Here is a 14,685-nt window from a genome sequence, read left to right as displayed (position 1 = left end):
TCACTATATTCGACAATAATATTGTGAGTTATTTAATAACGCTTAATTACCGGCCAGATATCCGTGGTTAAACGAATATCTGGGGTAGGGCATTACTGATATTTATATGGATATATCTGTAATTAAGCCTGATGCAATATTGTCAATACAGTACGCAGGTCGGTGACCGAAATTTGTCCTGGTGCGGAGGCTTTTTTTACTGCCCCAAAGGTTGCCGCTGAACCGAAAACCTCACCAGACAGACGTGAAATCACCCCTGTTTTAGCCATCGACATGGTGATTATCGGGCGATCGGCATAGCGTTCTTGCATTTCCAGCGTGGCACTAAGCAGCGTCAGAACATCCGTTTTATTTTGCGGCATCAAGGCAATCTTCGGGATATCTGCACCCAGCTCCTGCATTTTACGCAGGCGCTGGACAATCTCTTCCGCGGCTGGTGTCTTATGAAAATCGTGATTGGACATAATCACAAAGACATTTTTCGCATGCGCATGCTCGACGGTCGCTTTGACCAGTTCGTCTCCGGTAAACAGTTCCAGATCGATCATATCCACCAGACCGCTGTCTACCGCCGCGCGGTTAAGTGCAACATAGTGCTCGACAGACAGAGCCTGTTCACCGCCTTCTTTGGCGCTACGGAAGGTGAAAAGCAGTGGTTTGTCAGCCATCACATCGCGGATGGTGCGCGCAGCTTCCAACACCGCCTCAATGGAAGAGACATCAGTGAAATGGTCTACGCGCCATTCCAGAATGTCGAAATCCGCTTTGCGATAGGTCAGCGCTTCGCTTTTTACCGTTGCGATGTCTTTACCCATCAGCGAGACAATGATCTTCGGCGCACCCTCGCCAATAACGAGGTTTTTTACGGTTACGGTTTTCATTGATTACCCTTTAACTATTGTACAAATGCTTGCCTGTCAGGCGGCAAAACCCATAACCTGTTTCACATACTCCAGTGGGAAATCTTTCCCGGTCCAGAGCTTGAACTGTTCAGCCCCTTGCCACAACAACATGCCGTAACCATCAATTGTTTTGCAACCAGCACTTTGTGCCTGCTGCAATAATTTGGTCATATGCGGGTTGTAGACGCATTCGGTTACCAGCAGTTCCGGACGCAGCAGGGACGCGTCGGTCACGAGAGATTCATTTTCCAGCGGCTTCATGCCGACTTTAGTGCCGTTGGTCAAAATATCTGCGCTGGCAAGTGCGTCAGCAAAAGCCTGGCGATCGGCGAGATCGATAACGGTGACCACGCAGTCGGTGTTTTCATTGACGCGTTTGGCAAACTCCTGCGCTTTGGCAAAAAACTCATCCTGGCGGTTAAAGAGTTTAATTTCTTTGATGCCTTCAATCGCTGCCTGTGCACCAATAGCCGTCGACGCACCGCCTGCGCCCAACAGTACCATGGTTTTACCTTTGATATCGAAACCACTTTCCTTAATTGCACGAATATGGCCTGTGCCATCGGTATTGTAACCACGCAGGTAACCATCATCATTGACGATAGTGTTAATTGCGCCGACCAGCTTGGCTGCGGGTGTTAATTCATCAACATACTCACATGCCAGCTGCTTGTTGGGCATTGAGACCCCGGTACCCCGCATCTTTAAGGCCTTCAGCCCGGCAATTGCATTAGCAAACGTTGAGTTATCAACTTCAAATGCCATGTAAGTGAATGGCAATCCCGCTTTTTCTAATGCCTTATTTTGCATTTCAGGCGACAGACTGTGTCTGATAGGGTAAGCCATCAAACCAATCAGTTCATATTTAGCAGTTACGTCCATTTGATACTCCTTCTAAACAATTTATTGAAAATAACGCTCGCCCAACCGCACATCATTTTTGGGGATATCAAATACGCGGTAGTAACGAATAAAGACGATGATGGCGGTGACAAAAGCCAACAGAGCAAATGCAAGGTCCAGCAAAATAATGTATTGCAGACCAATGTTAGAGAGGTATCCGGTGATTAATGGGATAATAAAGTTGGCTACGCCACCCATCATCATATAAATACTGGTGACTTTGGCTTTGCTCTTGGGAAAGAACTCTGACATCACCGAGACACCGAGCTGTAAAATACCGCCAGCGGCAGAGAATCCAATGAGAAATGAACCGGCGTTACATACCAGCGGAGATGGGTATAAATAGATCACGGCTGCGGTGATGGTTGCCAGTCCGGCATTAAATACATTCGCCCAAATAGGCCGTACCCATTTTTTCAACAGTGCGGCAAAGATAAATACGCAGACCAACGAACCCATACTGTAGTAAGAGATTGTTTTCAGTGCGTCGGATTCTGCCATGCCAGCAAAGGCCATCGCATATTTCGGCATCCAGACCACGATGACGTAAAAAGTCGAAAAGGCAGCAACACCAAACATGACGGATGCCACACCTTCCAGCCAGACCAACGGTTTACTGTTCATCTGTGGCAGATCTTTTGCGATGCCGGCATCCACCATCTGGCTGGGGAAACGACTTTTTAGCAGCATCAGGGTAATGACTACAAACAACGCACCTGGGATAATGACCGCATAACCGTACCAGATATGGTTGAGCAGCATGGTGCTGACGACGATGGGGTAGATCATCTGCCCAAACGAGACCATAGCTTTCACCAGGATAACGGCTGAGCCAGAGGCTTTAGGGAAGCATTCCATTAACGCCGGGTACCCACCGGTATCCAGTGCCGAGTTTGCCACGCCAACGCAAACGGCCAGAATAAAGGCAATCATCAGATTAGGGCTGGCGGGAATACCGAAGAAGAACAGTATATAAAGAATAGCCCCTAACAGAATGATAGCCCGACGACCAAATTTATCTGAGAGCACGCCAAAGAATAAGATGCTCACCAGTCGCCCCAGACCAATGCCTGAAATTAAATAGGCAATTCCTGCATTGTCGGTGGAAAACTTTTCTGCAAGAGAGGTCATATTTTGCGCCAGTGTAATGACGCTAATGCCGTGTAGGAAATAACTTAAATAAATACAGGTTATCGCCAAAAGAAATGGCGTATTAAAGGCCTTGCTTTGAGACATTTTCACAACTCCTTGCGGATTTTAAAATTGTTCTGTGCTCGTCGATATTGTTTAAATTGCGGCGACCTTGTAATTAATATACCGGGCAGCAGCCACAGAGCCTACATAGCATGGCGTTTAAGTTACCAGGTATATTGCATAACACACTGTGAAATTGAACTCTGCCAGCCGGTGTTTTGTTGATGTTTTAAAACATATGCCAATTATTTTGCAGAAGGGGGGAACAATATTGCATCCACGCTATTCTACGGCTTGTATCATTTTTAGCTGATGCTTTGACGCGATGTGGCTGCGATAACCAATAAACAACGCCAACAGGAACCCAACAGCGGCTATACCAGTATCAAACCACATGATGTGAGCAATACTGGTTTCTGAGAGTTTTGCTGTTATCAATGGAATGGTGAAGGTCGCAATGCTGCCCGCGCTATAGTAAATCCCGGTCGCTTTACCCTTCGCATGCGGAAAGCGTGCGGCCATGAGCGTTAAACCGATTTGCACAACGCCCCCAGCGGAAGAAAAACCGATGACAAACGCAAAGATAATGACCACGTAGGGTGTCGGATGCAGACAAACCATCAGCAATGCGACAAATGAGATAAACGTATACAGCATCAGCATCGATGTCGCGCGTTCTGCTTTTCGCGCCAGCGGGGCGGTGATCAGCACGCACAGTAGAGAGCCGCAGGTATAAATGCTTAACAGTTTGATAGATAACGTATAGGACATTCCTGCGACAAACTGTCCGTATTGCGCCAGCCACTGGCTTACCAGGTAAAATGTTGCCATTGCGATGTAGCCGTATAGGGTGTAACTGGCAAGGTCGAGCAGGGAGCAACGATGTTTAGGTTGTGCGGTTTCTCGTTTAGCAGGTTGTGCCCGGATGACGATATGAGGCCCTGGGTGTGGAGGAAACCGACAGCGAAACAAAAACACGCCGTTGAGTATCATAACGGCAGCCGCCAGCAGGAAGGACCAGCCAAACCAAAGTTCGCTCCACACCAGCAGGCTGATGATCATCGGCAGCAGGAACTGACCGCTGGAGACGAAGGCTTTTATCAAAATATTGGCTGTGCTGGGGGAACGGGGGAATGCCTCCATCAGGCTGGGATAGGTTCCGGCATCGAGAAAACTGTTTGCCATTCCTGCTAAAAAACCAAAAGCATAGGCAAGAAAAATACTGTGAGTATTGATGATGCCAATAAAGAAAATCAGGTAGCAGGTCATACCAAGGATAATGAATGGTCTGCGACCGTAGCGATCGGAAAGCATCCCTGCCACTAATAAAACGCTTAAGCGGCCGATACCGAGTGAGGAAATAACAATCGAGACGCCCGCAGCATTGGTTTGCCACTGTTGTTCCAGCGAAGACATATTGAGGCTCATCAGAATGACCCCCATGCCGTGCACCAGGTAATTTAGGTACAGCCCTATCGCAGTGGAGAAATAGGTGTTTTTCATAATGTGTTACTCAGCGAAGAGGCTAAATAGGTATGGCGTTGCTATCTCTTAACACATACGCTCGAGATCGTGAGCATAGAGTTCAACGGCAGCCGACTGATAGATTTTCCAGTCGAGAAAACTATCGTGGTGATAAACCGCCTGAAAAGCGTTCAGATCGGGGAAAAAACGCATGGTGTTATTACCGATACGATTATTTATTTTGTCGATAATTGCATTAATTCTTAACTTCCTCCTTGCTTTCATTTCTGAACAAATGCGGATGATGTCTTCTGGAATTTCTCTTTCACCCTTTTCCCATTGCTGCCAGGCGGCAACATTGTTATCGCGCGCGATATACCTGGCGCTTTCTTCCACCGTCATAGCAAAAATATGGCGGATCGCCTGTAGTTCTAATGCGTTCATTATTTGGTCACTTCATAAAAGACGGTGGAATAGTAATAACATTGCTGTGGATATTTCTGCTTGAAGAGAGTCACAGTATTTTGTGCAATATTATTTGTTTCTTGACGGGGAAGATAATGTGTTGGTGCGTTAAGGTTGGTGGAGTGGCGCGCGAAGGACAAAAAAAAGCCCAACGTGGGAGTTGGGCAAAGACTACACACAGCAATTCGTTGTTTCACTCAGGGGATTTCCATGCTTATAAATCAATGTGTTGATCTAAAGCCATGGGCTAATAGTAGGCATAGTGATTTTTTACGTCGATCAGATTCATCTCAATAGTTTAAAAACTGTAAAGAATTTGCGACACAAATGATTATTTTAAGAAAGACGAGATTGGGTCTAATCCCGTAAGAGGGAGGGATTGATTAGTATTGTTAAACAATCAGGCGGCGCTGCCGCCTGGTGTTGGATTACTTATTGCGTTCGATTTCAGCAATTTCTTCGAGGATTTCATCCGGATTGGTACCTGGCGCAGGGGCTTCGTTTACCCAGGCGGAGAACAGACGCCAGGAAACGGCCAGCACTACTGGACCGATAAACAGACCAATCATGCCGAAGGCAATCAGTCCGCCGATGACCCCGGAGAGAATCAGGATCAGTGGCAAATCGGCACCCATACGAATCAGCATTGGTCGAATTACGTTATCCAGCGTTCCGACTACGCCGCTCCAGACCAGCAGAACAGTGCCCCAGGTTGAATCACCCGTCCAGTACAGCCATATAATGGCCGGAATCAGCACCGGCAACGGCCCCAGTTGCACCAGACAAGACAGGATCATCAATACCGCCAGCAGCGTGGCGTAAGGCACGCCTGTTACCGCAAGACCAATTCCCCCGAGCACTGCCTGCACCAGAGCGGTGACCACAACGCCCAATGCGACGGCGCGAATGGCTTGCGCGGCCAGCAGAATGGCAGCATCGCCACGTTTTGAGGCAAGGCGGCAAGCGAAGTGACGAATACCTAATGCGACCTGTTCACCGCGCCAGTACAACAGGGCGCTGAACAGCAGCATCAGACCACAGTGCATCATAAAGCGGCCGATATGGGCGGCCTGACCGACAAACCAGGTGGTGGTGGTACCGATATAAGGACGAACTTTGGCCATAATGGCCGAACCGCCCATATCCAGTAAACTGTGCCATGCGCCATACATCTTGGCACCCACCAGTGGAATGCTGTTCAACCATGCCAGATCCGGTAGTGTCATATCACCTGCGGTTACGGCATGGATCAGCGGCCCGCTGCCATCGACGATACTGTTAACCAGCAGCGCGATAGGGATGATGAACAACAGCACTAACAACAGTGTCATCACCAGTACGGCAAGTGAACGACGTCCCCAGAGCAATTTTTGTAAGCGTAGCAGGATAGGCCATGTCGCAATGACAATCGTGCCTGCCCAGGCAAAACCGAGGATAAAGGGTTGCACAATCCAGAGACAGGCCACAATCAGGATGGCTAAAAACAGCACCGATAGCAGCACTTGTGCAATATCCCTGGGCTGACGGAAATTTACCATAAATACTTTTCACCTTTGTCTTTGCGCCAGAACGTTGACGCGACGTGAACACGTTAATCACACTCTATAATGATGAGCAATTTCAGCGGTTTTGAACAGGCGGATTCTGCCTGTAAATCTGCTGAGCGTATTAGAAAAAAATGTGATACAACAAACAAAGCAACACGCAAACGATTAAATTCACAACACAGACCGCAGGAAAGGGTCACTATAATGATTCCACAAATTTCTCAGGCGCCAGGTGTCGTTCAGCTGGTGCTCAATTTTTTGCAGGCGCTGGAGCAGCAAGGATTCACGGGTGATACGGCAACGAGCTATGCCGATCGTCTGACAATGTCGACGGATAACAGTATTTATCAGCTGCTTCCTGATGCTGTCGTTTTCCCTCGTTCAACCGCAGATGTGGCGTTAATCGCCCGTCTGGCGGCAGAACCGCTATTCTCGTCGTTGATTTTTACCCCGCGCGGCGGCGGCACCGGGACCAACGGTCAGGCGCTGAACCAGGGCATTATTGTTGATATGTCCCGCTATATGAGCCGGATTATTGAAATCAACCCGCAAGAAGGTTGGGTGCGGGTAGAAGCCGGGGTGATAAAAGACCAGCTCAACCAGTTTCTGAAGCCATATGGCTATTTCTTTGCCCCGGAATTATCCACCAGTAACCGGGCAACGCTCGGCGGGATGATCAACACCGATGCGTCCGGGCAAGGATCGTTGGTTTACGGTAAAACTTCCGATCATGTGTTGGGCATCCGTGCGGTGCTGATGGGCGGTGATATTCTGGATACCCAGCCCATGCCGGTCGAGCTTGCCGAAATGCTGGGTAAAAGCAATACCACGATTGGCCGTATCTATAAGACCGTTTATGAGCGTTGTCGTGATAACCGACAGCTGATCATGGATAAATTCCCGAAACTTAATCGCTTCCTGACGGGTTACGATCTGCGGCACGTCTTTAACGATGAGATGACCGAATTTGATTTAACCCGCATTCTTACCGGCTCTGAAGGTACGCTGGCGTTTATCACCGAAGCCCGCCTTGATATCACGCCACTGCCCAAAGTCAGACAGTTGGTTAACGTTAAGTACGATTCGTTTGATTCGGCGTTGCGTAACGCGCCGGTGATGGTGGAAGCGCGCGCATTGTCGGTAGAAACCGTCGACTCCAAAGTACTCAATCTGGCGCGTGAAGACATCGTCTGGCACTCGGTAAGCGAACTGATTACCGATGTCGCGGATAAAGAGATGCTGGGCCTGAATATTGTCGAGTTTGCCGGTGACGACGAAACCTTGATTAATTCGCAAGTCAGCGCACTCTGCGAACGCCTGGATGGGTTAATCGCTCGCCAGGAAGCGGGCGTTATTGGCTGGCAGCTATGTACCGAACTGGCGGGCGTCGAACGAATTTACGCCATGCGCAAAAAGGCTGTCGGTCTGCTGGGCAATGCAAAAGGTTCCGCGAAGCCCATTCCGTTCGCCGAGGATACCTGCGTTCCTCCGGAGCATCTGGCTGACTATATTGCCGAGTTTCGCGCGCTGCTCGACAGCCATGGTCTGAGTTACGGTATGTTCGGCCACGTGGATGCTGGCGTGCTGCACGTCAGGCCGGCTTTAGATATGTGCGACCCGCAGCAGGAAGTGCTGATGAAACGCATTTCTGATGATGTCGTCGCGCTGACGGCAAAATATGGCGGTTTGTTGTGGGGTGAGCACGGGAAAGGTTTTCGTGCGGAATACAGTCCGGCGTTTTTCGGTGATGAACTGTATCGTGAACTGCGCAAAGTGAAATCGGTGTTTGATCCGCAAAACCGGCTCAACCCCGGCAAAATCTGTCCACCGGAGGACGTTGATGCGCCGATGATGAAAGTGGACGCGGTGAAACGCGGAACGTATGACCGTCAAATCCCGCTGGCCGTACGCCAGGAGTGGCGTGGGGCAATGGAGTGTAATGGCAACGGGTTATGCTTTAACTTCGATGCGAAAAGCCCCATGTGTCCGTCGATGAAAATCAGCCTTAACCGTATCCATTCTCCGAAAGGGCGAGCTACGCTGGTACGTGAATGGCTGCGTCTGTTGGCCGATCGCGGGATCGATCCTGTGCAACTGGAAAAAGAGCTACCGGAGAAACGCGCCAGTTTACGCACGCTGATTACCCGTACCCGCAACAGCTGGCATGCACGCAAGGGCGAATACGATTTCTCGCACGAAGTAAAAGAGGCGATGTCAGGTTGCCTGGCGTGTAAAGCCTGTTCCACACAGTGTCCGATTAAAATTGATGTGCCGGAGTTCCGCTCACGCTTCCTGCAACTGTACCACACGCGTTATCTGCGCCCGTTGCGCGATCATATGGTGGCGACCGTTGAGAGCTATGCACCGCTAATGGCGCGGGCGCCTAAAACGTTTAACTTCTTCATCAATCAGCCGCTGGTGCGAAATCTGGCTAAAAAGCACATTGGAATGGTTGATTTACCGCTGTTGTCTGCGCCGTCGCTGCAACGCCAACTGGTGGGGCATCGTTCTGCCAATATGACGCTGGAACAGCTCGAATTACTCAGCCTCGAGCAAAAAGCCCGCACGGTGCTGGTGGTACAGGATCCGTTCACCAGCTATTACGATGCGCAGGTGGTGGCTGATTTTATACGTCTGGTAGAAAAACTGGGTATGCAGCCGGTACTGCTGCCGTTTTCGCCAAACGGCAAGGCGCAGCACATTAAAGGCTTTTTAAACCGTTTTGCCAAAACGGCGAAAAAGACATCCGAGTTTCTTAACCGGGTAGCGAAGCTGAATATTCCGATGGTGGGTGTTGATCCGGCGCTGGTGCTTTGTTATCGCGATGAATACAAGCTGGCGCTGGGAGAACAGCGGGGTGATTTCCATGTGCTGCTGGCCAACGAATGGTTATCAAAAACTGTGGAAACACAGCAGTCAGTCGCTGTTGGCGGTGAACCGTGGTACTTCTTTGGCCACTGTACCGAAGTGACGGCTTTACCGGGCGCGCCTGCACAATGGGCGGCTATTTTTGCTCGCTTTGGCGCAAAGCTGGAGAACGTCAGCGTGGGGTGCTGTGGTATGGCTGGCACTTACGGTCACGAAGTGAAGAATCACCAAAACTCATTGGGTATCTATGAGTTATCATGGCACCAGGCAATGCAACGATTGCCACGTAACCGTTGTCTGGCTACAGGGTACTCCTGTCGCAGCCAGGTTAAACGCGTTGAAGGTACGGGCGTTCGCCACCCATTACAGGCACTGCTGGAGATTATAGGATGATCTGGAAACGTGAAGTCACACTCGAGGCGCTCAATGCCATGGGTGAAGGAAATATGGTTGGGTTGCTCGATATTCGTTTTGTGCACATTGGCGACGATACGCTGGAAGCTACGATGCCGGTGGACCATCGCACCAAACAACCCTTTGGGTTGTTACACGGCGGCGCATCCGTGGTGCTGGCGGAAAGCATTGGTTCGGTAGCTGGCTACTTGTGTACTCAGGGTGAGCAGAAAGTGGTGGGCCTGGAGATCAACGCCAACCATATCCGTTCTGCACGGGAAGGGCTCGTCAGGGGCGTATGTCGCGCGTTACATACAGGTTCTCGTCACCAGGTGTGGCAAATAGAAATCTTCGATGAGCAGGGTCGATTGTGCTGCACGTCGCGTCTGACGACCGCAATTTTGTGATGCATATTGCTTTTGGTCATTATCTGCACAGGGAATGGTGTTATACTGTGCAGGTTTTGAACACAAGCGAGGATGATATGTCTACCCAATTAGACCCTGCCCAACTGGCAATAGAATTTTTACGTCGTGATAAAACCGATCTTTCACCGGCTCAGTACCTGAAAAGGCTGAAACAGCTTGAGCTGGAGTTTGCAGATCTGTTGGCGCTCTCTTCCACTGAACTGAAAGAAGAGATCTATTTTGCCTGGCGCATGGGCGTTCATTGATTCCGGTATGCTTATCGTAACGAAACCCCGACACGCGTTCGGGGTTATTTTTGCCTTAAATCTTCATTACCACTTCATCTCGCCGCTGTTAACTTTTGCACTTAGTTCCAGCGAGCTTACGTCTGCAAGGCCTGGCCATGCTGCCGTCATGGTTTTAATCACATAACCCGATCCTTTTTTCGCCCCTAGCGCCTGCTCAAACGACTGCAAATAGTCCTGGGTGAAGCGAATAGCTTTATCACCGGTTGGGCGGTCGCCAATGTAATGACCCGGTACCACCTGAGTGGGCTGTAAGCTCTGCATTTCGCTCAGTACGCTACGCCATGCACTACGTTGTTGTTCAGACTGTGTGTCCGCCGTCCAGACGTGAATACCTGAAGCCACGCCTGTGCCGCCAATAATGGCTCGATTCGCCGGGATCCAGATATACGCTGCATAATCGTTGGCGTGACGCAGTTCCAGCGTTTCGTCATCAACCGTGAACTGCGTTTGCGTAGTCGCCTGCGGAACGGTGAGCGATGTTGGTGCGCCGTCCTTCATTTGCGGGCCCCAGAACTGCAGCTTGGCCTCTTTGGTGGCGCGGATATGGTCTACCACCTGCGGCGTTGCCAGGACTTTTACCTGTGGGAAGGCCTCAACGATGGGCTGCAAACCAAAATAGAAATCCGGATCGCCGGAGGTGATCACAATAGCCTTCAGCGTTTTACCGCTGGCTCGAATCATTTGCACCAGTTGTTCGCCATCTTTGGTACTGAACTGGGCGTCAAACAAAATCGCCTCTTTTGGGCCAGACACCAGCGTCGAAGAAACCGGGAAAATAGCCTTATCCTGTGGATTATAGACGTCCAGCTGTAGTGGCGCGGCGAAAGCTGAAGACGCAAACAGAGGTAACAGCAGGGCCAGAGTTTTAACTTTCATACCAGGTAACCTTGTGCAGGAAATTGTCTTTTGATAGTTCCCGTATTTTAAGGATATTCGGATCTGTTAGAATTCCCTCATTAGGACATGCTGAGTTTCATAAAACGATCGGATGGGAACAATGGACAGAGTGATGGCGGCAACGGTATTCAACCATATCTGTGATTTGGGTAGCCTGAGCGCAGCCGCGCGTGCGTTGGGGCTTTCCCGTCCGATGGTCAGTCGTTATCTCGACGAGATGGAAAAATGGGCAGGCGCAAGGCTTATCCATCGCTCATCGCGTCGTTTGACGATCACGCCAGCGGGTGAAGAGGCATTAGTGAAAACACGTTCTCTGGCGCAACTTTCGCTGGATATTGGTGCCGCCAGTGCCGCGCAAATTCCCTCCGGCACGCTACGTGTAGCCTGCGCCCATTTTACCGCGATGCATATTCTTGCTCCGGTTCTGCCGACGTTTATGGCGCAATATCCGCAATTACGTATTGAGGTGGAGATCAATAATCAACCGGTAAGCCTTGTGGGGGAACGCATCGATGTGGCGATCCGCATAACAGATAATCCAGAGCCAGGGACTATTGCCCGTCGGTTGGGCGACTGTAAATCGGTGCTTTGCGCGTCTGCAGATTATCTGCATCAACATGGCACACCTGAGACAATCGACGATCTCACACGGCACAATTGCCTGTACTACAGCGGTTTTGCCGGGCAATCCTGGCACTTTTTGGATCCTCAGGGGCAGTCTGTCTCCGTTGCAATCAAAGGGAATTTGAGTGCAGGGATCTCTTCGCTGCTCTGCGAGTCGGCGGTGGCCGGAATGGGGATCGCGTTGGTGCCAGAGCTGGAGGCGCAGGAAGGGCTGGAGCAGGGAAAGCTAATTCGATTACTGCCAGAACTTCAACCTAAATGCCTGCCGATTTATGGTTTGTACCTTTCACGTGAACATCAACCCGCAGGGCTACGCCTGCTGCTGGACACGCTCAGTGAGGCACAGCGTTAAATATGTGATTGAACGCGTTTATAAAAGAGTCAAACCGCAATTAGTGTTAAAAAAAACTAATCGGTGTATGAGATTCTTCTTATCGCCCCTTCAAGAGCTAAGCCAATATGAGTGCCGGAGATAAGCGCCGGATGGGGCCGGAACCCTTAAGCCTGCCAGCAAGCAGACTTAAGGGTTTTTTGTTGTTTGTTTATTATTTGAATTGTTTTTCCCTACCTTCATCCCCACCTATCCTTTAAATAGACATTTTCTATACATCTTATGTCATTTGACCTGACTGAACGATTGGATTTTCATAATCCATTATTAATCAATGCATTGAACAAAATAATCCATCCCTGTAAACCCTCGCTGCAGGGTCTATGCTTAGTAAAAGTAGTCAGAAAGGGCGATTAACCCGAATGCCCCTGCTGTTGAGGGGTTGAAGTGATAATCATTATCACTAACATGGTGTTATAGCTTAAAAGCTAGTGACTCGAGGTAACTCTATGGAATTGCATTCAGGAACATTTAACCCGGACGATTTTGCCTGGCGTGGGCTGACGTTAACGCCAGCGGCTGCGGCGCATATCCGTGAACTGGTGGCAAAGCAACCTGACATGTTGGGTGTGCGTCTAGGTGTGAAGCAAACAGGGTGCGCGGGATTCGGCTACGTGCTGGATACCGTCCGCCAACCCGAAAAAGACGATCTGCTGTTTGAAACGGAGGGCGCCAGACTTTATGTGCCGTTGCAGGCGATGCCGTTCATTGACGGTACAGAAGTCGATTTCGTTCGCGAAGGATTAAACCAGTTATTTAAATTTCATAACCCGAAAGCCCAGAACGAATGCGGCTGTGGCGAAAGTTTTGGGGTATAGGCGGTACTATGTCTCGTAATACTGAAGCAACTGACGATGTCAACACCTGGGCTGGCGGGCACCTTAATTACAAAGAGGGCTTCTTCACCCAACTGCAAACCGATGAGCTGGCAAAAGGGATCAATGAAGATGTCGTGCGCGCGATTTCGGCAAAACGAAATGAACCCGACTGGATGCTGGAATTTCGCCTGAATGCCTTTAAAGCGTGGCTGACCATGGAAGAACCACACTGGCTTAAAGCGCATTACGACAAACTGAATTATCAGGAGTATAGCTATTACTCCGCACCTTCCTGCGGTAACTGCGATGAAACCTGTGCGTCCGAACCGGGAGCGGTACAGCAAACGGGCGCGAATGCATTTTTAAGCAAAGAGGTTGAGGACGCATTCGAACAGCTTGGCGTGCCGGTACGTGAAGGCAAAGAAGTGGCGGTTGATGCTATTTTCGACTCGGTATCGGTAGCGACCACCTATCGCGACAAACTGGCGGAGCAGGGCATTATTTTCTGTTCGTTCGGTGAGGCCATTCACGATCATCCTGAGCTGGTAAAACAGTACCTGGGCACGGTTGTCCCCGGCAATGACAATTTCTTTGCCGCGCTGAATGCGGCGGTGGCATCTGACGGCACGTTTATTTATGTACCGAAAGGCGTACGTTGCCCAATGGAGCTGTCGACCTATTTCCGTATCAATGCGGAAAAAACCGGGCAGTTTGAACGCACCATTCTGGTTGCGGATGAGGGCAGCTACGTCAGCTATATCGAAGGCTGTTCAGCCCCGGTGCGCGACAGTTACCAACTACACGCGGCGGTGGTGGAAGTCATCATTCACAAAGATGCCGAAGTGAAATACTCCACGGTGCAAAACTGGTTTCCCGGCGATGGCAATACGGGCGGTATTTTGAATTTCGTCACCAAGCGCGCACTCTGCGAAGGCGAAAACAGCAAAATGTCGTGGACGCAGTCGGAAACCGGCTCGGCCATTACCTGGAAATACCCAAGCTGCATTTTGCGTGGCGACAACTCGATCGGCGAATTCTACTCCGTCGCGCTGACCAGTGGACATCAGCAGGCCGATACCGGCACCAAAATGATCCACATTGGCAAAAACACCAAATCGACCATTATCTCGAAAGGGATCTCCGCCGGACACAGCCAGAACAGTTATCGCGGCTTAGTGAAAATCATGCCGGCCGCTACTAACGCCCGCAACTATACCCAATGCGACTCGATGTTGATCGGTGCGGATTGTGGGGCACACACCTTCCCGTATGTGGAGTGTCGTAACAATAGCGCCCAGCTTGAACATGAAGCCACCACGTCGCGTATTGGTGAAGACCAGTTGTTTTACTGCCTGCAGCGCGGCATCAGTGAAGAGGATGCCATTTCGATGATCGTGAATGGTTTCTGTAAAGACGTGTTCTCTGAACTGCCGCTAGAGTTTGCTGTGGAAGCGCAAAAACTTCTCGCCATAAGTCTTGAGCACAGCGTCGGTTAAATTTTAAG

13 protein-coding genes and 1 other RNA gene are annotated in these 14,685 nt (G+C 50.1%); 6 read left to right on the top strand and 8 right to left on the bottom strand.

The features are described from left to right. Window positions 1-122 precede the first annotated feature (122 nt). The 7 genes from aroD to ydiK form a co-directional block, all read right to left on the bottom strand. Entirely contained in the window at window positions 123-881 is a 759-nt protein-coding gene (aroD, locus tag OGX83_RS07705; protein WP_060682293.1) for a type I 3-dehydroquinate dehydratase, read from the bottom strand. A 36-nt stretch (window positions 882-917) separates the two neighbouring features. Next, window positions 918-1,784, bottom strand: coding sequence for a quinate/shikimate dehydrogenase (gene ydiB / locus OGX83_RS07700; RefSeq protein WP_003836604.1), 867 nt, complete (start codon window positions 1,782-1,784; stop codon window positions 918-920). A gap of 21 nt (window positions 1,785-1,805) precedes the next feature. After that, the gene (locus OGX83_RS07695) at window positions 1,806-3,041 is read right to left on the bottom strand and encodes an MFS transporter (protein ID WP_286587712.1); all 1,236 of its coding nucleotides are present in this window, start codon (window positions 3,039-3,041) and stop codon (window positions 1,806-1,808) included. Between the two features lie 240 nt (window positions 3,042-3,281). Further along, entirely contained in the window at window positions 3,282-4,502 is a 1,221-nt protein-coding gene (locus OGX83_RS07690) for an MFS transporter (RefSeq protein WP_286587710.1), read from the bottom strand. A gap of 48 nt (window positions 4,503-4,550) precedes the next feature. Further along, on the bottom strand, window positions 4,551-4,907 hold the full coding sequence (locus OGX83_RS07685; RefSeq protein WP_128316675.1) for a YdiL family protein: 357 nt from the start codon (window positions 4,905-4,907) through the stop codon (window positions 4,551-4,553). Between the two features lie 157 nt (window positions 4,908-5,064). Beyond that, window positions 5,065-5,172: antisense sRNA RprA (rprA, locus tag OGX83_RS07680), an RNA gene on the bottom strand. 184 nt (window positions 5,173-5,356) lie between these two features. After that, entirely contained in the window at window positions 5,357-6,466 is a 1,110-nt protein-coding gene (gene ydiK / locus OGX83_RS07675; RefSeq protein ID WP_003832632.1) for an AI-2E family transporter YdiK, read from the bottom strand. A gap of 213 nt (window positions 6,467-6,679) precedes the next feature. Between ydiK and ydiJ the strand changes: the two genes are divergently transcribed. The 3 genes from ydiJ (at window position 6,680) to OGX83_RS07660 (ending at window position 10,409) form a co-directional block, all read left to right on the top strand. Beyond that, window positions 6,680-9,736, top strand: coding sequence for a D-2-hydroxyglutarate dehydrogenase YdiJ (gene ydiJ / locus OGX83_RS07670; protein ID WP_267452055.1), 3,057 nt, complete (start codon window positions 6,680-6,682; stop codon window positions 9,734-9,736). Further along, window positions 9,733-10,143: a 1,4-dihydroxy-2-naphthoyl-CoA hydrolase gene (menI, locus tag OGX83_RS07665; RefSeq protein ID WP_008784603.1), complete on the top strand. Its 411-nt coding sequence runs from the start codon at window positions 9,733-9,735 to the stop codon at window positions 10,141-10,143. The genes ydiJ and menI overlap by 4 nt, the downstream gene beginning before the upstream one ends. 77 nt (window positions 10,144-10,220) lie before the next feature. After that, entirely contained in the window at window positions 10,221-10,409 is a 189-nt protein-coding gene (locus OGX83_RS07660) for a YdiH family protein (protein WP_003030540.1), read from the top strand. A gap of 66 nt (window positions 10,410-10,475) precedes the next feature. Here the strand turns inward: OGX83_RS07660 and OGX83_RS07655 are convergent, their stop codons facing one another. Then, entirely contained in the window at window positions 10,476-11,327 is an 852-nt protein-coding gene (locus OGX83_RS07655) for a Vmh family MBL fold metallo-hydrolase (RefSeq protein ID WP_032943195.1), read from the bottom strand. Between the two features lie 121 nt (window positions 11,328-11,448). Between OGX83_RS07655 and OGX83_RS07650 the strand changes: the two genes are divergently transcribed. The 3 genes from OGX83_RS07650 (at window position 11,449) to sufB (ending at window position 14,677) form a co-directional block, all read left to right on the top strand. Beyond that, window positions 11,449-12,324, top strand: coding sequence for a LysR family transcriptional regulator (locus OGX83_RS07650; protein WP_048214311.1), 876 nt, complete (start codon window positions 11,449-11,451; stop codon window positions 12,322-12,324). Between the two features lie 488 nt (window positions 12,325-12,812). Then, window positions 12,813-13,181, top strand: coding sequence for a Fe-S cluster assembly scaffold SufA (gene sufA / locus OGX83_RS07645; RefSeq protein ID WP_003832645.1), 369 nt, complete (start codon window positions 12,813-12,815; stop codon window positions 13,179-13,181). Window positions 13,182-13,189: 8 nt separating this feature from the next. Beyond that, window positions 13,190-14,677: a Fe-S cluster assembly protein SufB gene (gene sufB, locus OGX83_RS07640; protein ID WP_286587707.1), complete on the top strand. Its 1,488-nt coding sequence runs from the start codon at window positions 13,190-13,192 to the stop codon at window positions 14,675-14,677. Window positions 14,678-14,685: the final 8 nt, after the last annotated feature.

The organism is Citrobacter sp. Cpo074 (assembly GCF_030332745.1).
Taxonomy (GTDB): Bacteria; Pseudomonadota; Gammaproteobacteria; order Enterobacterales; family Enterobacteriaceae; genus Citrobacter; species Citrobacter portucalensis.
Note: the sequence above shows the minus strand (reverse complement) of the source record. Positions and strands in the feature narration are given on the sequence as shown.

Coding starts and splice junctions, on each gene's coding strand:
- aroD (WP_060682293.1), bottom strand. CDS start 881: ATGAAAACCGTAACCGTAAAAAACCTCGTTATTGGCGAGGGTGCGCCG.
- ydiB (WP_003836604.1), bottom strand. CDS start 1,784: ATGGACGTAACTGCTAAATATGAACTGATTGGTTTGATGGCTTACCCT.
- OGX83_RS07695 (WP_286587712.1), bottom strand. CDS start 3,041: ATGTCTCAAAGCAAGGCCTTTAATACGCCATTTCTTTTGGCGATAACC.
- OGX83_RS07690 (WP_286587710.1), bottom strand. CDS start 4,502: ATGAAAAACACCTATTTCTCCACTGCGATAGGGCTGTACCTAAATTAC.
- OGX83_RS07685 (WP_128316675.1), bottom strand. CDS start 4,907: ATGAACGCATTAGAACTACAGGCGATCCGCCATATTTTTGCTATGACG.
- ydiK (WP_003832632.1), bottom strand. CDS start 6,466: ATGGTAAATTTCCGTCAGCCCAGGGATATTGCACAAGTGCTGCTATCG.
- ydiJ (WP_267452055.1), top strand. CDS start 6,680: ATGATTCCACAAATTTCTCAGGCGCCAGGTGTCGTTCAGCTGGTGCTC.
- menI (WP_008784603.1), top strand. CDS start 9,733: ATGATCTGGAAACGTGAAGTCACACTCGAGGCGCTCAATGCCATGGGT.
- OGX83_RS07660 (WP_003030540.1), top strand. CDS start 10,221: ATGTCTACCCAATTAGACCCTGCCCAACTGGCAATAGAATTTTTACGT.
- OGX83_RS07655 (WP_032943195.1), bottom strand. CDS start 11,327: ATGAAAGTTAAAACTCTGGCCCTGCTGTTACCTCTGTTTGCGTCTTCA.
- OGX83_RS07650 (WP_048214311.1), top strand. CDS start 11,449: ATGGACAGAGTGATGGCGGCAACGGTATTCAACCATATCTGTGATTTG.
- sufA (WP_003832645.1), top strand. CDS start 12,813: ATGGAATTGCATTCAGGAACATTTAACCCGGACGATTTTGCCTGGCGT.
- sufB (WP_286587707.1), top strand. CDS start 13,190: ATGTCTCGTAATACTGAAGCAACTGACGATGTCAACACCTGGGCTGGC.